This is a genomic window from uncultured Collinsella sp. (assembly GCF_959026545.1).
Taxonomy (GTDB): domain Bacteria; phylum Actinomycetota; class Coriobacteriia; order Coriobacteriales; family Coriobacteriaceae; genus Collinsella.
Window position 1 is genome coordinate 100,017 of record NZ_CAUFLV010000002.1, and the last position, 16,484, is coordinate 116,500.

Annotated in this window: 15 protein-coding genes and 5 tRNA genes; all 20 read left to right on the forward strand. The window is 60.6% G+C overall.

From position 1 onward, the window contains the following. Window positions 1-314: 314 nt before the first annotated feature. The 20 genes from Q5Q88_RS01645 (at window position 315) to Q5Q88_RS01740 (ending at window position 16,395) form a co-directional block, all read left to right on the forward strand. Complete coding sequence (locus tag Q5Q88_RS01645; protein WP_302741400.1) at window positions 315-2,945, forward strand: ATP-dependent Clp protease ATP-binding subunit; 2,631 nt, start codon at window positions 315-317, stop codon at window positions 2,943-2,945. 154 nt (window positions 2,946-3,099) lie between these two features. Then, entirely contained in the window at window positions 3,100-4,164 is a 1,065-nt protein-coding gene (gene disA, locus Q5Q88_RS01650) for a DNA integrity scanning diadenylate cyclase DisA (protein WP_118654310.1), read from the forward strand. Window positions 4,165-4,221: 57 nt separating this feature from the next. Next, window positions 4,222-5,091: a 2-C-methyl-D-erythritol 4-phosphate cytidylyltransferase gene (locus tag Q5Q88_RS01655; RefSeq protein WP_302741403.1), complete on the forward strand. Its 870-nt coding sequence runs from the start codon at window positions 4,222-4,224 to the stop codon at window positions 5,089-5,091. 294 nt (window positions 5,092-5,385) lie between these two features. Then, complete coding sequence (ispF, locus tag Q5Q88_RS01660) at window positions 5,386-5,874, forward strand: 2-C-methyl-D-erythritol 2,4-cyclodiphosphate synthase (protein WP_118654308.1); 489 nt, start codon at window positions 5,386-5,388, stop codon at window positions 5,872-5,874. A 255-nt stretch (window positions 5,875-6,129) separates the two neighbouring features. After that, window positions 6,130-7,602: a cysteine--tRNA ligase gene (gene cysS / locus Q5Q88_RS01665; protein ID WP_302741404.1), complete on the forward strand. Its 1,473-nt coding sequence runs from the start codon at window positions 6,130-6,132 to the stop codon at window positions 7,600-7,602. Between the two features lie 238 nt (window positions 7,603-7,840). Next, a complete protein-coding gene (gene rlmB / locus Q5Q88_RS01670; protein WP_302741405.1) occupies window positions 7,841-8,815 on the forward strand; it encodes a 23S rRNA (guanosine(2251)-2'-O)-methyltransferase RlmB in 975 nt (324 codons plus the stop codon). A gap of 75 nt (window positions 8,816-8,890) precedes the next feature. Then, a complete protein-coding gene (locus tag Q5Q88_RS01675) occupies window positions 8,891-9,589 on the forward strand; it encodes an NYN domain-containing protein (RefSeq protein WP_302741406.1) in 699 nt (232 codons plus the stop codon). A gap of 48 nt (window positions 9,590-9,637) precedes the next feature. Next, window positions 9,638-9,712 (forward strand) — tRNA-Thr (locus tag Q5Q88_RS01680). Between the two features lie 722 nt (window positions 9,713-10,434). Next, a tRNA-Tyr gene (locus Q5Q88_RS01685) sits at window positions 10,435-10,518 on the forward strand. 5 nt (window positions 10,519-10,523) lie between these two features. Beyond that, a tRNA-Thr gene (locus Q5Q88_RS01690) sits at window positions 10,524-10,599 on the forward strand. 3 nt (window positions 10,600-10,602) lie between these two features. Next, window positions 10,603-10,679: transfer RNA gene (locus tag Q5Q88_RS01695), tRNA-Met, on the forward strand. A gap of 96 nt (window positions 10,680-10,775) precedes the next feature. Next, window positions 10,776-11,966: an elongation factor Tu gene (gene tuf, locus Q5Q88_RS01700; RefSeq protein ID WP_118654303.1), complete on the forward strand. Its 1,191-nt coding sequence runs from the start codon at window positions 10,776-10,778 to the stop codon at window positions 11,964-11,966. A gap of 265 nt (window positions 11,967-12,231) precedes the next feature. Next, on the forward strand, window positions 12,232-12,381 hold the full coding sequence (gene rpmG / locus Q5Q88_RS01705; RefSeq protein WP_006720939.1) for a 50S ribosomal protein L33: 150 nt from the start codon (window positions 12,232-12,234) through the stop codon (window positions 12,379-12,381). A 14-nt stretch (window positions 12,382-12,395) separates the two neighbouring features. Beyond that, window positions 12,396-12,471, forward strand: a tRNA-Trp gene (locus tag Q5Q88_RS01710). 75 nt (window positions 12,472-12,546) lie between these two features. Continuing rightward, entirely contained in the window at window positions 12,547-12,804 is a 258-nt protein-coding gene (gene secE / locus Q5Q88_RS01715) for a preprotein translocase subunit SecE (protein ID WP_118654302.1), read from the forward strand. Window positions 12,805-12,808: 4 nt separating this feature from the next. After that, window positions 12,809-13,348, forward strand: coding sequence for a transcription termination/antitermination protein NusG (nusG, locus tag Q5Q88_RS01720; RefSeq protein ID WP_118654301.1), 540 nt, complete (start codon window positions 12,809-12,811; stop codon window positions 13,346-13,348). Between the two features lie 125 nt (window positions 13,349-13,473). After that, window positions 13,474-13,902 carry a 50S ribosomal protein L11 gene (gene rplK, locus Q5Q88_RS01725; RefSeq protein WP_118654300.1) on the forward strand — a complete coding sequence of 143 codons (429 nt, stop codon included), beginning with the start codon at window positions 13,474-13,476 and terminating at the stop codon, window positions 13,900-13,902. Between the two features lie 95 nt (window positions 13,903-13,997). After that, window positions 13,998-14,708 (forward strand): 50S ribosomal protein L1, encoded by a 711-nt coding sequence (rplA, locus tag Q5Q88_RS01730; protein WP_118654341.1) that lies wholly within the window; start codon window positions 13,998-14,000, stop codon window positions 14,706-14,708. Between the two features lie 194 nt (window positions 14,709-14,902). Next, window positions 14,903-15,259: a PadR family transcriptional regulator gene (locus tag Q5Q88_RS01735; protein ID WP_302741443.1), complete on the forward strand. Its 357-nt coding sequence runs from the start codon at window positions 14,903-14,905 to the stop codon at window positions 15,257-15,259. Then, window positions 15,259-16,395 carry a permease prefix domain 1-containing protein gene (locus Q5Q88_RS01740; RefSeq protein WP_302741445.1) on the forward strand — a complete coding sequence of 379 codons (1,137 nt, stop codon included), beginning with the start codon at window positions 15,259-15,261 and terminating at the stop codon, window positions 16,393-16,395. Before Q5Q88_RS01735 ends, Q5Q88_RS01740 begins: the two co-directional genes overlap by 1 nt. The last annotated feature ends 89 nt before the right edge of the window (window positions 16,396-16,484 follow it).

The following is a 16,484-nucleotide window of genomic DNA, read 5'->3' on the forward strand; positions in this document are numbered from 1 at the left end:
CGCGGATTTTCAGTTGGGGACGTATTCCAGTTGCAACAGAAGAGGACGTCCCTACCAACTTCATCATCGCGCCTCCGGTAAGCCCACGGGCTACCGGAGGCGTTGATTCGTTTGGCGTCATGTTGCGCGGCTCCAAAAGGAACGGTGCTCGCGCAAATGGGCTCGCCCCCCGTTGATCTTGAGGTTTCGTTACGAAGCGCGTTGCGTCCGTGTGTGTCACTTCAACGATTGAGCTGCTATCGGGTATGATGGTGAACCTTAAAGGGTACAGACCAAAACTAATACGTCTGAGATAGCACGTAAGAGGTACACGCATGTTGGATCGATTCACCGACCGCGCACGCAAGGTCATGTCACTTGCGAAAGAGGAGGCCAAGTCCCTCAAGACCACCAAGGTCGGCACCGAGCACCTGCTGCTCGCGCTCGCCAAGGAGCAAGAGGGCATTGCCGCCGAGGCCCTGCGCGACCTCGAGATCACGTACGATGACGTCCTGGAGCAGCTTAAGGAAATCCGCAGTTCGAAGGCGGATGAGCAGGAGACCGAGGATGCCAAGCTCGCGTTCACGCCGCTTGTGATCTCGGTTATGGAAAAGAGCTTCCGCCTGGCGCGCGAGAACAACCAGACCTATGTTTCCACGGAGCACCTGCTGCTCGCCATTGTGAGCGAGGGCGACGGCGTCGCGATGGACATCTTGCGCCGTTTGGGCGTTTCCGCCGCGAGTGTGCGCACCGCTGTGGAAAAGCTCACGTCAAACGACCAAGGCAAACAGCGCCCCCTTGCGGGCGCCGGTTCCGGTCGCCCGGGCGCGGGGCTGCCGTTTTTTGGCGGAGGAGCGCAGGGGCAGGCGGGCGGCAAGACCGAAAGCACGCTCAAGCAGTTCGGGACCAACCTCACCGAGGAAGCGCGCGCCGGCAAGCTCGATCCGGTCATCGGGCGCGAAAAGGAGATCTCCCGCATGATGGAGATCTTGTCCCGCCGAACCAAAAACAACCCGCTCATTCTGGGTGATCCGGGCGTGGGCAAGACCGCGATCGTCGAGGGGCTGGCACAGGAGATCGCGGCGGGCAACGTGCCCGAGAACCTTATGAACCAGAACGTCTGGACGCTCGACCTGCCCGGGCTCGTCGCCGGCGCCAAGTATCGCGGTGAGTTCGAGGAGCGCCTTAAGAACGTGATCGCCGAGGCAACCGAGGCGGACGACATCATCCTGTTCATCGATGAGATGCACACGCTCATCGGCGCGGGTTCGGCGGAGGGCTCCATCGACGCAAGCTCTATGCTCAAGCCTGTGCTCGCCCGCGGCGCCTTCCAGATCATCGGTGCCACCACGGCCGAGGAGTTCCGCAAGTACCTCGCCAAGGATCCTGCTTTCGAGCGACGTTTCCAGGCGATTGATGTGGATGAGCCGAGCGTCGAGGACACGGTGGCGATTCTCGCCAAACTCGCCCCCAAATACGAAGAGCATCATCATGTTCGGTACACGACCGCGGCGCTCGAGGCGGCCGCGAGCCTGTCTAACCGCTACGTCCAAGACCGCTTCCTGCCCGATAAGGCGATTGACCTCATGGACGAGGCCGGCGCCCGCGCGCGCATTGCCCGCAACAAGGCCCCCGAGGCGGTTCGCGAGGCGGAGGCGCGCGTTGCCGAGCTCAGGGCGGGCATGGATGAGGCGACCGCTGCCGACGACATGAACAAGGCCGCAGAGCTCAAGGAGCGAATGCAGGCTGCTGAGATTGCCCTGGGCGAGGCCCGCGCCGCTTGGACTGCGGAGCTCGACGCGAGCCCCATCGTCATCGATGTGCCGCAGATCGCCGACATCGTGTCCGTGACTTCGGGCGTTCCCGTCTCGTCGCTCACCGAGGACGAGAGTCGTCGCCTGCTTGCGTGCGAGAGCGCCCTCAAGACGCGCATCATCGGCCAGGACGAGGCCGTTGCCGCCGTCGCAAAGGCCATTCGCCGCAGTCGCAGCCCGCTCAAGGACCCCCGCCGCCCGGGCGGCTCGTTCATCTTCCTCGGCCCCACGGGCACGGGCAAGACCGAGCTCGCCAAGACGCTCGCCGAATATCTGTTCGGCAGCAAGGATGCACTCATCAGCTTCGATATGTCCGAGTTCGGCAGCCAGTACGAGGTCTCCAAGCTCATCGGTTCGCCTCCCGGCTATGTGGGCCACGAGGAGGGCGGCCAACTCACCAAGGCAGTCCGCCGCAGCCCGTACTCGGTCGTCCTGTTCGACGAGATCGAGAAGGCGCACCCGGACATCTTCAACATACTGCTGCAGGTGCTCGATGAGGGACGCCTCACCGATAGCCAGGGCAAGACGGTGGACTTCCGCAATACGGTCGTCATCATGACGAGCAACGTCGGCGCACGCGAGATCGCGCAGGACGCGAGCGTGGGCTTTGGCACCACGGGCGAGGCCGGTCTCACCGCCAACGAGATCAAGAGCCGGGCGATGGGCGAGCTCAAGCGTTTGTTCCGGCCTGAGTTCATCAATCGCGTGGACGACATCGTGGTATTCCAAAAGCTGCAGGGCGAGAGCCTGACGCGCATCGCCGAGCTGCTCGTTGCCGACCTGCGCGAACGTCTGATTGCCAACGGCATGAACATCGTGCTCACCGACGAGGCGCTCGACAAGATCGTGCGCGAGGGTACCGATCTGTCCAACGGGGCCCGTCCGCTGCGCCGCGCCATCCAACGGCTGATTGAGGATCCGCTCTCCGAGGAGCTGCTGGCGGGGGAGTGGAATGCCGGTGACACGGTGCTCTGCGATGTGGCGGATGACAAGTTCGTGTTCAGCCATACGACGGGCGAGATCCCCGCACCCCGTGCGGTTGGCGCGTTGGGTGCCGGTTTTGGACCTTCCGCTCCGCGTCGCGCCACGAGTGCTCCGCGCAAGACCAATAGCGCCGGTGGCCTCACCAGCGTCGGCGCGGGCGCGCAGTAAACGCAAGGATGCGATTTGGACCCGTGTGCCAAAGGGGTGTTCCCCAAAGGCGCACGGGTCCAGTTTTTCGCGCTGAGTAGCTTTTCTGCAAATCCTTCGGACACTGCGCGATTCATGCGACAATGGGACAAGCGTGTAATCGAGGAGGTTCGTCGTGGAACAGAAGAGCACAGAAGATCGCATGAAGGAGGCCGTACGCCTCACTGCGCCCGGTCAGCCGCTGCGCACCGCGCTCGACATGATCATCGCGGGTCACATCGGCGCCCTTATCTGCGTGGGCGACACTGAGGCCGTCCTCGCCGCCGGCAACGATGGGTTCCCGCTCAACATCTCCTTCACGAGCAACCGCCTGTTCGAGCTTTCCAAGATGGACGGTGCCATCGTCATCGACGGTGGGCTCAACAAGATCCTGCGCGCCAACTTTCACCTCAATCCCGATCCGTCGCTCGCCACGAGTGAGACGGGCATGCGTCATCGTACCGCCGCACGCATGAGCGTGCTCACCAACGCTACGGTCATCTCGGTCTCCGAGCGCCGCGGCGTGGTGAATGTGTACGTTGACGGCCGCTCCTACCAGATTCAGCCCGTCACCGAGATCATGAGCTCGGTCAATCAGCTCGTGTCCACGCTCCAGACCACGCGCTCCTCGCTCGACCGTGCGCTGCTCCGCTTGACCGCCCTCGAGTTGGACGACTACGTCACCCTCGCTGACATCACGAGCATCTTCTCCAGCTTCGAGATCATGGAGCAAGCGAAGGTCGAGCTCCAAAGCTGCATCACCAAGCTCGGCAACCAGGGCAAGCTCGTGCAGATGCAGCTCGAGCAGCTCGCCGGCGCAAGCATGGAGACCGAATACAACCTGATGATCCGCGACTACGCCGCCGATGCTTCCGAGGAGAACAGCGAGCGGATCCGCGTGATGTTCTCCGACATGTCGGCCCAGGACCTTACGAGCCCCAGCAAAGTCGCCGCCGCTCTGGGGTACGAGGACCTCGACGAGGATTCCGTTATGTCGCCGCTGGGGCTGCGTACGCTTTCTCGTGTCTCGGTTGTTCGCGATGGCGTTGCGGAGCGGATCGTGGACGAGTACGGCTCGCTGCAGGACCTCATGGACGACATCAAGAAGGACCCCGATCGCCTGGGAAGTTTTGGCGTGAACAACCCTGCCATTCTCGCGGACTCGCTCGCGCGCATGCATGGCGGAAAGCGCGAACCGTAACACGATACCTTGGACGAGGCGGCGCGGCTTTGCGCCGCTTTGCATGTAGGGGGATGCATGGATACAAATACGCGCGCCCGCGGCTGCGCCATCATCGTCGCCGGCGGGTCCGGCACGCGGTTTGGAAACCCGGGCGGCAAGCTGTTGATTGATGTGGCGGGAAAGCCGCTGATCACCTGGACGCTCGAGGCGTTCGATGCCGCAAGCCGGGTCGAGCGCATCGTCGTGGTATGCCCACCCGAGAAGACGGACGAGATGCATCGGGCGGCCGTCGCGCCGTTCGGATTCGCGACGCCCATCGCATTCGCGCCCTCTGGCGCTGAGCGGCAAGATTCCACGCGTAACGGTTTGGACTCTGTTCCCACAGACTGCGATATCGTTTTGGTGCACGATGCCGCCCGCCCGTTGATCCTCCCGGAGACGATCGATGCGGCGATCGACGCGCTGGTATCCGCCGATCAGGCCCCAGCATTCGGCGACCCGGGTGGGAACGTTTCTGGCAAACGCGAGCTTGGAGCAGACTGCGCACTCCATGGTGATGCGCCCAGTCCGACTCGGTGCGAGGACGCATCGATTAGCTCCATATCTGCCTCCGATGACCTTCATGCACTCGATGGCGTCGTGTGCGGCCAGCCCGCGGTCGATACCCTCAAGGTCATCGATGCAGGAGGGTGTTTTGTCGAAACTCCTCCTCGCGCTCAATTCTGGACGGTCCAGACCCCGCAGGTGTTCTGGGCCGATTCCCTGCGCCGCGCGTATGAGTGGGCCGATCGCACGGGCTTTGTGGGCACTGATGATTCGTCCTTGGTCGAGGGCATGGGCGGCCGTGTGCGCGGCTTCAAGGCTCCTCGCGACAACCTCAAGGTGACGCTGCCCGAGGACCTTGCCCCAGTGGAGGCCGCCCTGCACGCCCGGCTTCAAGGCTGACCATCGTGATGCAGGTGCTTCCTTAGCGTTGAGTGCCGCATTCGGGAACGCATCTTGAGGTTTTTCGTACTGGATTTCGATTCCTTCGAGTAGAGCTTCTGTTTCCAAGACAAAAGCGCAGCTCGGCGTTGCTTGAAAACGCGGTCTATTCGGGCTTTTCCGAAAACGATACGAAAAAGCTCGAGAAGATGTCCGAGAAGGTGCCCAGTGGCCAGTCAATTCCGCGCTATGGGGCGAAAAGAGCGTTGCAGGGTATATGCTTAGCCCGTGCACACAGTTGGAACAGGGGGTCGCATGGCATCGAATCTGCGCATTGGGCATGGATATGATGTGCATCGGTTGGTTGAGGGCCGCCGCTGCATTATCGGCGGTGTGGATATCCCGCACAGCAAGGGGCTGCTCGGGCACAGCGATGCCGACGTGCTTGCCCACGCCCTGTCTGACGCTATCTTGGGAGCCTGCCGTGGAGGGGATATCGGTAAGCTATTCCCCGATACCGACCCGGCGTATGAGGGCGCGGACTCTTTGACGCTACTTTCCAAGGTGATGGAGTATGCGCGGCAGCTCGGATATGAGCTCGTAGATGCCGACTGCACCATCGCCTGCCAAGAACCCAAAATCGGCCCGCACCGCGAGGCTATGCGCGAGAACCTCGCTCGCGCCATCGGCTGTTCGGTAGAGAACATCGGCGTCAAGGCCACCACTACCGAAAAGCTCGGCTGGGAAGGCAAAGGCGAAGGCATCGGTGCCTGGTCCGTCTGCCTGCTGGAGCGATGTATCTAAAATGATTGCCCTTGGGCGATTCGCCATCTTGCTCTGCATCCTGAGCGGACCTATACCCGGCGGAGCGGAACTCCCCGCTTCTGCAAGGTCACCCGCTCGTATAGACTGTCACGTATACGGTTCCAAGGTCGCTCGGGGGCGTTTCATCCGCCGCGAGTTCCGCACGCAAAGCAGAGTCCAGCGGACTCTGCGTCTTGCGCAGGACTGTCCGAGCGCCGGATGAAACGCCCCCGAGCGACCCAGGAGGAGTTGCTTATGAAGATCTACAACAGCGCCACCCATCAAAAAGAAGAGTTCCGCCCCATCGAGGAGGGCAAGGTCCGCATGTACGTGTGCGGCCCCACTGTCTACGACAACATCCACATCGGCAACGCCCGCACGTTCATCAGCTTCGACGTGATTCGCCGCTGGCTCATCGCGAGTGGCTACGAGGTCACGTTCGCCCAGAACCTCACGGACGTCGACGATAAGATCATCAACCGCGCCAACGAGCAGGGCCGCACGGCCGAGGAGGTCGCGACTGAGTTCTCGGACAAGTTCATCGGTGTCATGCGCGCCGCCAACGTGCTCGACCCCGACGTGCGCCCCCGCGCCACCAAGGAAATCGGCGCGATGATTGGCATGATCAAGACGCTCATCGAGGGCGGCCACGCCTATGCGGCCGACAACGGCGACGTGTACTTCTCCGTCCGCAGCGATCCCGCGTATGGCGAGGTGTCCGGCCGCAACATCGATGACCTCATGGTCGGCGCCCGCATCGAAGAGAATGAGGACAAACGCGATCCGCTCGACTTCGCCTTGTGGAAGGCCGCCAAGCCCGGCGAGCCCAGCTGGAAGAGCCCCTGGGGCGAGGGCCGTCCCGGGTGGCACACCGAGTGCGCCGCGATGGTCCACCGCTATCTGGGCACCCCGATCGATATCCACGGCGGCGGCTCCGACCTCGCCTTCCCGCACCATGAGAACGAGTGCGCTCAGGCCACCTGCGCCTGGCACGAGGGTTTTGCCAACACCTGGATGCACACGGGCATGCTGCTCGTTGACGGCGAGAAAATGAGCAAGAGCCTGGGCAACTTCTTCACGCTGGCCGAGGTGCTCGAGAAGCACTCCGCTGCGGCCCTGCGCCTGCTCATGCTGCAGACCCACTACCGCAGCCCGCTCGACTTCTCCTGGGAGCGCCTCGAGGGCGCCGAGAACTCGCTCGCGCGTATCGCGGGCACGGTCCGCAACCTCAAGTGGGCTGCCGACCATGCCGAGGGTGAGCCGAATGCCGAGCTCGCCGAGGCCCTGACCGCCGCCATGAGCAAGGCTGCAGCCGATTACGAGGCCTGCATGGACGACGACTTCAACACGGCCGGGGCCGTCGCCGCGTACTTCCAGCTCGTGACCGAGGCGAACAAGTACCTTGAGCAGGCGGCTGGTGCTGTTGACGAGGACGCCTCCCGCGTGTGCGCTGCCGTGATCTCCGGCGCGCTCGCGCAGCTGGGCGTCGAGCTTCCCGTGATCGAGGAGCCGCTTCCGGTTGGCCTGCTTGGCGTGGCCGCTGGCCTTACGGGCTATACGGGAGACGATATTGACGAAGCCGCCGAGAAGATCCTCGAGGCCCGCACCGCGGCCCGTGCCGCGAAGGACTGGGGGACCGCTGACGCCATCCGTGACCAGCTGCGCGACATGGGGCTGGCGATAGAGGATACCGCCTCCGGCTCCCGCATCAAACACCTCGCTTCCTAGGGCACCCCACCTTGCCCCTCACTCGTCGGTCGGCGCCCTAAGGCGTCCTCCCTCCTCCTTCGGGGCAATCTGGGGCACCCTAGGAAGCGAGGATTTGGGCACGCCGTCTTGCCGTTCAATCGTCGGGCGCCGCATCCGACCCCGGGTGCGGCGCTCGTGTGTAAATTGGGGATGGGTGCAGTTTTGCACGCCGGGATGTGACAATGTCGCTGAATGATTCATAGCGAAGGGGGCCGAGATGGCACAGGGGAAGCGCCCGCAAAGGGGCGGAGACTATCAGGGCAAACCGAAGCGCGTCAATGAGAGCCGCTCCAAGACGCCGCGTAGTCACGATCAGAAGTCCGCAGGGCAGCAGCGCCCCGTCAGGGCCCGCGGCCAGCAGTCCCGCGATGTCCAGCGAACCACGCAATCCCAGGCGGCTCCTCGACGCCGCGACGTCCATGTTGCAGAGGGGAACTACATCGAGGGCCGTCGCGCGGCATTCGAGGCGCTGCGCACGGGCTTTCCCATCAAGCGTGCCCTCATCGCCCAGGGAGTGGAGGGCGAACCGGCTATCCGTGAGTTGCTCGCGGGCCTTGGCGAGGCAGGCGTGAACGTCAAGAGCGTCCCCCGCGCACAGCTTGACGCCATCTCCAGTCACGGGGCGCATCAGGGTATCGTGTTCGAGGTGGGCAGGTTCCCCTACGCGGACCTTTCCGATATCATCGCCGCCGCCCCCGCCGACCGTCCGGCGCTCGTTGTGGTGCTCGACCATGTGACCGATGCCGGTAATTTCGGCGCCATCGTGCGTTCCGCCGAGGTCGTGGGTGCCTCTGGCGTCGTCATCCCCAACAAACGCGCTGCCGAGGTGACAGTCGCCACCTACAAGACGTCGGCTGGCGCGATCATGCACCTGCCGATCGCGCAGGTTCCCAACATAGCCCGCGCGCTCGAAGACCTCAAATCCGCTGGCTTTTGGGTCGGTGGTGCCACCGAGCATGCCACCGATGTGTGCTGGGATGCGCCATTCGAGGGCCGCGTGGCGCTCGTTATGGGATCGGAGGGCGATGGCATCTCGCGTCTGGTCCTCGACACGTGCGACTTCACCACTAAGCTCCCCCAACTCGGTCAAACCGAGAGCCTCAATGTGGCCCAGGCCGCCACGGCTTTGTGCTTTGAATGGCTGCGTCGCAATCGCACGACGTTGGTGGATGCACCGGCGATGGGGGAGTAAGAGGTCATGCACGTCAAATTCACGGCACTGCCACGTACAATGCGCTGCGCGGCACGGAATGCGGGGGAGTAGGACATGACCAAAAAGAACCGCCAAAAGTCAAAGGCCAAACGCTTTGGCGAGGGTTCTGCAAAGCCCATTGTCGATGCCAGCACCTACGGCGTGGGGAACGCGTTCGCCGGGCTCAATGCCACCAACACGGCGGGCCCCGTAGTCCCTCCGCGCGGTGTGCGCTCGGGCAAAAAGGAGCTGCTCGTCGTCGACGGCTACAACGTAATTCATGCCACGCCCAAATACGAGGGCCTCATGTTCGATCGTGGTGACCATCCGTACTCCACAGATCTCTACGACCGTGCCCGTGAGGCGCTCATCAACGATGTCGCCGCATTTGCAGGCCGCCAGTACGAGGCAGTCGTGGTGTTCGACGCCGCGGGCAACGTGTCTCCCGAGCGGCCGAATCTACCTCAGGGAGGCGTGAGAATCGAATTCTCCCCCACGGGCGTCACAGCCGATACGGTCATCCAAGACTTGTGCACAAAAGCGCGCGAGGAGGGGAGGGCATGCTCGGTGGTTACCAGTGACGCCATGATCCAGGCCACGGTCATGGGGCATGGCGTCACGCGTATTTCCGCCCGTATGCTCGTTGAAGAGATTGGCGATATGCAGCGCGACTTCGAGCGCGTACGTGAGGAGAATGTGGACATAAAGCTCACGCTTGGCAGCAGGCTCAGCCCCGAGTCCCTCGCCAAACTTAAGTCCTTGCGCGGCAGGTAGAGCTCGGCTATCCTAAAACGGTTTCGCATGTGCGAACGTGCCAAGCGTGCCAGCGTGGCTCAACGGTAGAGCAACTGATTTGTAATCAGTGGGTTGCGGGTTCGATTCCTGTCGCTGGCTCCATTGAGGTGAGAAGTCCGGTGCCATTTGCGGTGCCGGGCTTTCTGCTATGACGGGCCGGAATCGAACCCGGTTGCGGGCGCGGAGCTGAGGCAATGCGAAGCGTTGGCCAGCGCAGCGCGCAAGGGCCGTGAGGCCCGCAGCGGAAGGAGGGCGGCGCTAGCCGTCCGGCGATTCCTGTCGCTGGCTCCATTGAGGTGAGAAGTCCGGTGCCATTTGCGGTGCCGGGCTTTCTGCTATGACGGGCCGGAATCTGTCCCGTTGCCCGGGCGCAGTGTGAGGAATCCGCAGTTTGAAACAGCTGGGACATTTCAAACTGCGGATTCCTCACATAAAAGGGCCTGGTAATGTGATTTATCATGGGTTTGAAATACCAGGGTCATTTCAAACCAACGTTTTCTCACACCGAGCACGAGATCCTACCGAGCACGGGATTCGGCCGAGCACGGGATCCTATCGAGCCGAGCACAGATCTGTACGGACATCACGCCCCAGCGCTGCATCCTCCTAAAGTGCTTGCACGGAACATGCGTGCACATGAGCTGAGAGAGTGGCAATCACAGGTCCAACACATCAAGAATATGGCCATTGACCTGCAATGCGATACGCCCGGATACGTGTATATAAAAGCTTTTGTTGACATGGCCGGTTTTCACGTTTTATTATTCCATTCGCTCGAGCACGCAACGAGGGAAACCAAGGACCGTGGTTGAGTTTGACAGACTGGGGATGTGGCACAGCGGCAACTGCGGCGGACTGTAAATCCGCTCCCTCTGGGTTCATAGGTTCGAGTCCTATCATCCCCACCAGTCAGGCCTGTATAGCTCAGTCGGTAGAGCACTTCGTTGGTAACGAAGAGGTCACCAGTTCAAGTCTGGTTGCAGGCTCCATCTGGCGGTGTAGCTCAGTTGGTCAGAGCGCACGGTTCATACCCGTGTTGTCACTGGTTCGAATCCAGTCACCGCTACCAGGTAACTAGGGCGGCTTCCGAGGAAACGAGGGGGCCGCTTAAGTTAAGTAGGGACTTGCTCCAAAAGGGGGCAACCTTTTCCAGAAGGAGGGCTTCATGGCCAAGGAAAAGTTTGAGCGCACTAAGCCGCATGTTAACATCGGCACCATCGGTCACGTTGACCACGGTAAGACGACCCTGACCGCTGCCATCACCAAGACTCTGTCTGAGACCGAGGGCTGCAAGGCCGACTTCACCGCCTTCGAGAACATCGACAAGGCTCCCGAGGAGCGCGAGCGCGGCATTACGATCTCCGTTTCCCACGTTGAGTACGAGACCGCCACTCGTCACTACGCTCACGTTGACTGCCCCGGCCACGCCGACTACGTCAAGAACATGATTTCCGGTGCTGCCCAGATGGACGGCGCTATCCTCGTTATCGCCGCTACCGACGGCCCGATGGCCCAGACCCGCGAGCACATCCTGCTCGCCCGTCAGGTCGGCGTTCCTTACATCGTCGTGTTCCTGAACAAGTGCGACATGGTCGACGACGAGGAGCTCATTGACCTCGTCGAGATGGAGACCCGTGACCTCCTCTCCGAGTACGAGTTCCCGGGAGACGACCTGCCGATCATCCGTGGTTCCGCTCTCGGCGCCCTCAACGGCGAGGAGAAGTGGATGGATTCCGTCCGCGAGCTCATGAAGGCTGTTGACGAGTACATCCCGACGCCTGAGCGCGACAACGAGAAGCCGTTCCTGATGGCCGTTGAGGACGTCATGACCATCTCCGGTCGTGGTACCGTCGCTACCGGTCGTGTCGAGCGCGGTGAGCTCAAGCTCAACGAGAACGTTGAGATCGTCGGTATCAAGGAGACCAAGTCCACGGTCTGCACCGGCATCGAGATGTTCCGCAAGTCCATGGACTTCTGCGAGGCTGGCGACAACGTCGGCCTGCTGCTCCGCGGCATCAAGCGTGAGGAGATCGAGCGCGGCCAGGTTCTCTGCAAGCCGGGTTCCGTTACCCCTCACACCAAGTTCACTGGCGAGATCTACGTCCTGACCAAGGACGAGGGTGGCCGTCACACCCCGTTCTTCGATGGTTATCGTCCCCAGTTCTACTTCCGTACCACCGACGTGACTGGTACCGTGAAGCTGCCTGAGGGCACCGAGATGGCTATGCCTGGTGACCACATCACCATTACCGGCGAGCTCATTCACCCGATCGCCATGGAGGAGGGCCTGCGCTTCGCTATCCGCGAGGGTGGTCACACCGTGGGTTCTGGTATCGTCTCCACCATCATCGAGTAACCTACACTCGCTGATCTAGGCGTACTTAAGGGACCCGGCGCCGCATTTGGTGCCGGGTCTTTTTTCTGCCAGTCTCGTACCTAACGCGCCAAAGGTGTTGGGTATTCTCACGTCTGTGCTGCTTTTCACGGCCTTTTGTATAAGAGTTGTGAATCTCATTTGCAGAATAGACGCGGTAATACCAATGGGATTGACAGCATTACCAAGATGATGGTATTGTTAGCGACCGTGCCCGCAACGGGGCAGTACATGGAGGTTTAGATACATGCGCACTATGGTTACCCTGGCTTGCACCGAGTGCAAGCGTCGTAATTACACGACCACCAAGAACAAGGCAAACATGCCTGATCGCATGGAGATTAAGAAGTATTGCCCTTGGTGCAAGAAGCATACGCTGCACAAGGAGACTCGCTAGTCTCTTTCGCATACACGCCAGTAGTTCAATTGGTAGAGCAACGGTCTCCAAAACCGTCTGTTGAGGGTTCGAGTCCTTCCTGGCGTGCCAGTCTTTAATCCGTAAGCCTCCTCGCGAGGCTTACGGTTTTCAATGTATAGGCGCATTGCGCGGAGGTAAGCCATTATGGCCAACAAGAAGAGCACCAAGACGCCTGCGAAGGCGAAGAAGTCAGACAAGAAGCCTGGCCTCATTGCCCGCGGCAAGGCATACATGGCCTCTGTTCGTTCCGAGATGAAGCGCGTTGTGTGGCCTACCAAGAACGAGCTCGTCAACTACACCGTCGCCGTTTGCGCCTCACTGATTGTCGTTGGCGTATCGATTGCCGTTCTCGATCTTGTCATCAGTGAGGGCCTCGTGCTCTTCGCCGGCTTGAGGGGGTAAGCAGATGTCCAAGCGCTGGTACGTCGTACATACCTACTCTGGGTACGAGAACCGTGTCAAATCCGATCTTGAGCATCGTATCGAGACCATGGGCATGCAGGATCGTATCTTCGACATTCAGATTCCCACCGAGCGTGTCACCGAACTTAAAGAGGGCGGCAAGCGCGATGAGAAGGACGTCAAGATCTTCCCCGGTTATGTGCTCGTCCGTATGGAGATGGATGACGACGCCTGGACTTGTGTTCGCAATACGCCCGGCGTCACCGGTTTCCTCGGTGGCAGCGGCAAGCCCGCTCCGCTTTCCCGTGACGAATACAACAAGATGATGCGTAAGACCGACAAGGGAGCATCTGCGCCCAAGCGTGCTGTCGTCGATATCGAGGTCGGGTCTTCGGTTCGCGTCATCTCCGGCCCGCTCTCTGATTTCGACGGTAAGGTCTCCGAGGTCATGCCTGAGTCTGCCAAGGTCAAGGTAACGCTCATGATCTTCGGCCGCGAGACTCCCGTTGAGCTTAGCTTCGACCAGATCACGGTCATTGCCTAAGCATTCCCGTTTGTTTGTCCGCGCTTGAGCGCTTCGGCCCCGACCGCTCATCGGTGTCCGTGCTTCTAGCGAACGTGCGCTGACGATATTTGATTTCGATATTCCACGTTCAAGGAAGGTGTGACATGGCAGAGAAGAAGATCGCCACCGTCATCAAGCTTCAGATTCCGGCCGGCAAGGCCAACCCCGCTCCGCCCGTGGGCCCCGCCCTTGGTGCCGCGCAGGTCAACATCATGCAGTTCTGCCAGGCTTTCAACGCCGCCACGCAGGACAAGATGGGTGACATCATCCCGGTCGTCATCACCGTTTTCGAGGATCGTACCTTCGACTTCGTGTGCAAGACCCCGCCGGCGGCTCACCTCATTAAGAAGGAGCTCGGTCTCAAGGGCGGTTCCGCCGTTCCCCAGCGCGATAAGGTCGGCCAGCTCTCCGATGAGCAGCTCACCAAGATCGCCGAGATCAAGATGCCCGATCTCAACGCCAACGACATCGATGCGGCCAAGAAGATCGTCGCCGGTACCGCCCGTTCCATGGGCGTCACCATTGCCGAGTAAGTATTTGCTCGCTCGTTATTAGGTAACTCGCACGCCAAAGGGGCGTGTGAACGATGTGGGAGGGTTCGCCCGTCTGCACCACAGGAGGTATTGACATGGCTACTAAGCATGGCAAGAAGTTCCGCGAGGCTGCGGCTAAGGTTGATCGCGCCGCCGTCTACTCTCCGCTTGAGGCCGTGAAGCTCGTCAAGGAGCTTTCCGCCGCCAAGTTCGACGAGACCGTTGAGGCTCACTTCCGTCTGGGCATCGACACTCGTAAGGCCGACCAGAACATCCGTGGCTCCATCTCCCTGCCCCACGGCACCGGCAAGACCGTCCGTGTCGCTGTCTTCGCCGAGGGTGCTCAGGCTGAGCAGGCTGCCGAGGCCGGCGCTGACGTCATCGGTTCCGACGAGCTCATCGCCCAGATCCAGAAGGGCGAGATCAACTTCGACGCTGCCATCGCCACCCCGATGATGATGGCCAAGGTTGGTCGCATCGGTAAGATCCTCGGTCCCCGTGGCCTCATGCCGAACCCCAAGCTCGGCACCGTGACCATGGACGTCGCCAAGATGGTCTCCGAGCTCAAGGCTGGCCGCGTTGAGTATCGTGCCGACCGTTACGGCATCTGCCACGTGCCGCTGGGCAAGGTCTCCTTCGATGAGCAGAAGCTTGTTGAGAACTACGCCGCCCTCTACACCGAGATCCTCCGCGTCAAGCCGGCTTCCGCCAAGGGCAAGTACGTCAAGAGCATCTCCGTGTCCTCCACCATGGGCCCTGGCGTCAAGGTTGACTCCGCCGTTCAGCGCAACTTCATGGAGGCCTAAGCGACACGTCGCTTCCCACATATGACTCGGAAACCCGGTTCGCCTCGTGCGGACCGGGTTTTTCTTTAGGTCTTGTAAGCCGGCTGCAATAACCGCTCACGTCATTCTGGCTACCGTCTACCTTCCAGTCAAAAGTACATCGACACACATAGTACTATGTAGTAAAGTTGTCTTACAATTCAAGTACAAAGGAGGTGGCCGATGTGGCGACACGAGACGCAGTGAGCGATTTAATTAGGGGAAATATCGATGCGATTATCTTAAAAACTCTTTCAGGCGCTGATAGCTATGGGTATGAGATTCTCAAATCCGTTGCTACAGTGAGTCGTGGCGAGTACGAGATGAAGGAGCCATCGCTCTATACGAGCCTTAAACGCCTTGAGGCGCAGGGTTATGTCGAAAGCTACTGGGGCGACGAAACGCAAGGTGCTCGGCGTAAGTACTACCGAATGACGGAGGAGGGCGCACAGGAGCTGACGGAGGCGACTGAACGTTGGGTCCATGTGCGTCAGATTATCGATAGCTTACTGCTGCAAGATGGGAGCGAATAATGAACGAACTTCGTATGTACGTTGAGCACCTCTTTGAAGGCAGGGTGCTCACGGCGGAAAACATTGAACTCAAGGAAGAAATCTACGGCAACATGGTTGCCCGCTATGAAGATCTGCTCGCCGACGGTCTTTCTACCGAGGAGGCTCTCCGGCGCACCAAGGAGAGCTTTACGAGCGTCGATGATGTGCTTGCCGAGGAGGGCGCGGACCACGTTGCGCTTCCCGAAGTCGATGAGTCGATCGAACCGGTGGCGCCGCTCGATGATTCAGACCAGCCGTCTGCAACGTCTGAACCGGTTGTGACGCATGGATGTCCCACGCCTGTTGTTGAATCCGGTTCTGCCGTCCTGCACCCGCAGCCGAGCCAATCGGTCGAGCGTCGCCGTATATGGCCGCTCGTCCTTATATCGGTCGCGGGAATTATCATCGTTTTGTTCATCGGCCTCGTTGGCTGCAATATGGTGCGCGGTATTGAGAGCCTGGGCGCCTTCACGGGCAACCAAGGCGACAGCGTGAGTATTGATGAGAGCGGAGCGCAGGTTCAGGGCGGGGGCAGTACGGTTGATGCGACCCCCGATGATGGCGTTTCTGTCTACACGGAAGACTCCGGTGTTGTGGTCGATGCGAACGGGCGTGTATACCTGGATGGCGATGTTGCCGACGAGCTGACCAAGGAGGTCGTAAACGCTTCGAGCAACGACGTGCTGACCTATGTGAACAGCAGCCTGAGTGATGTTGATGGTCTGGGAGCGCTTCTCACAAACCTGCCCATGGGCGAGTGGGGCGCCAATCTTGACGTGACGCGTGGCAATGGCGTACTGCGCTTTGATTACCTGCGTGTTCCCGATTATATTGACGGGGATTCCATCGATTTGGCGCTTGCATACAACGCAACGGTGCTCTTCTGTGTGGTTCCTGACGTGCAGGAGATTCAGGTGACGCTCACCGAGAGCGATGATCCCCATGATGCTGATTACTACGTGTTTAAACGTGCCGCAGTCGAGGAGATGTACGGCGTTTCCCTGAACGCCGATATGGTGAACGAGGCAGGCTGGGATCAGCTCAAGCGCGATAACCTGTACAAGCACGATGTTGCGGAGCATATAGTCGACCGCGCGGAGAGCGCAGGACAGTAGGCTCTCAAAGAGCGGAACGTATTGCGGCCGTCGCAGTAATGCGGCGGCCATTTTTATGAATTGAAATGCTGTGAAATATGTAACGTATG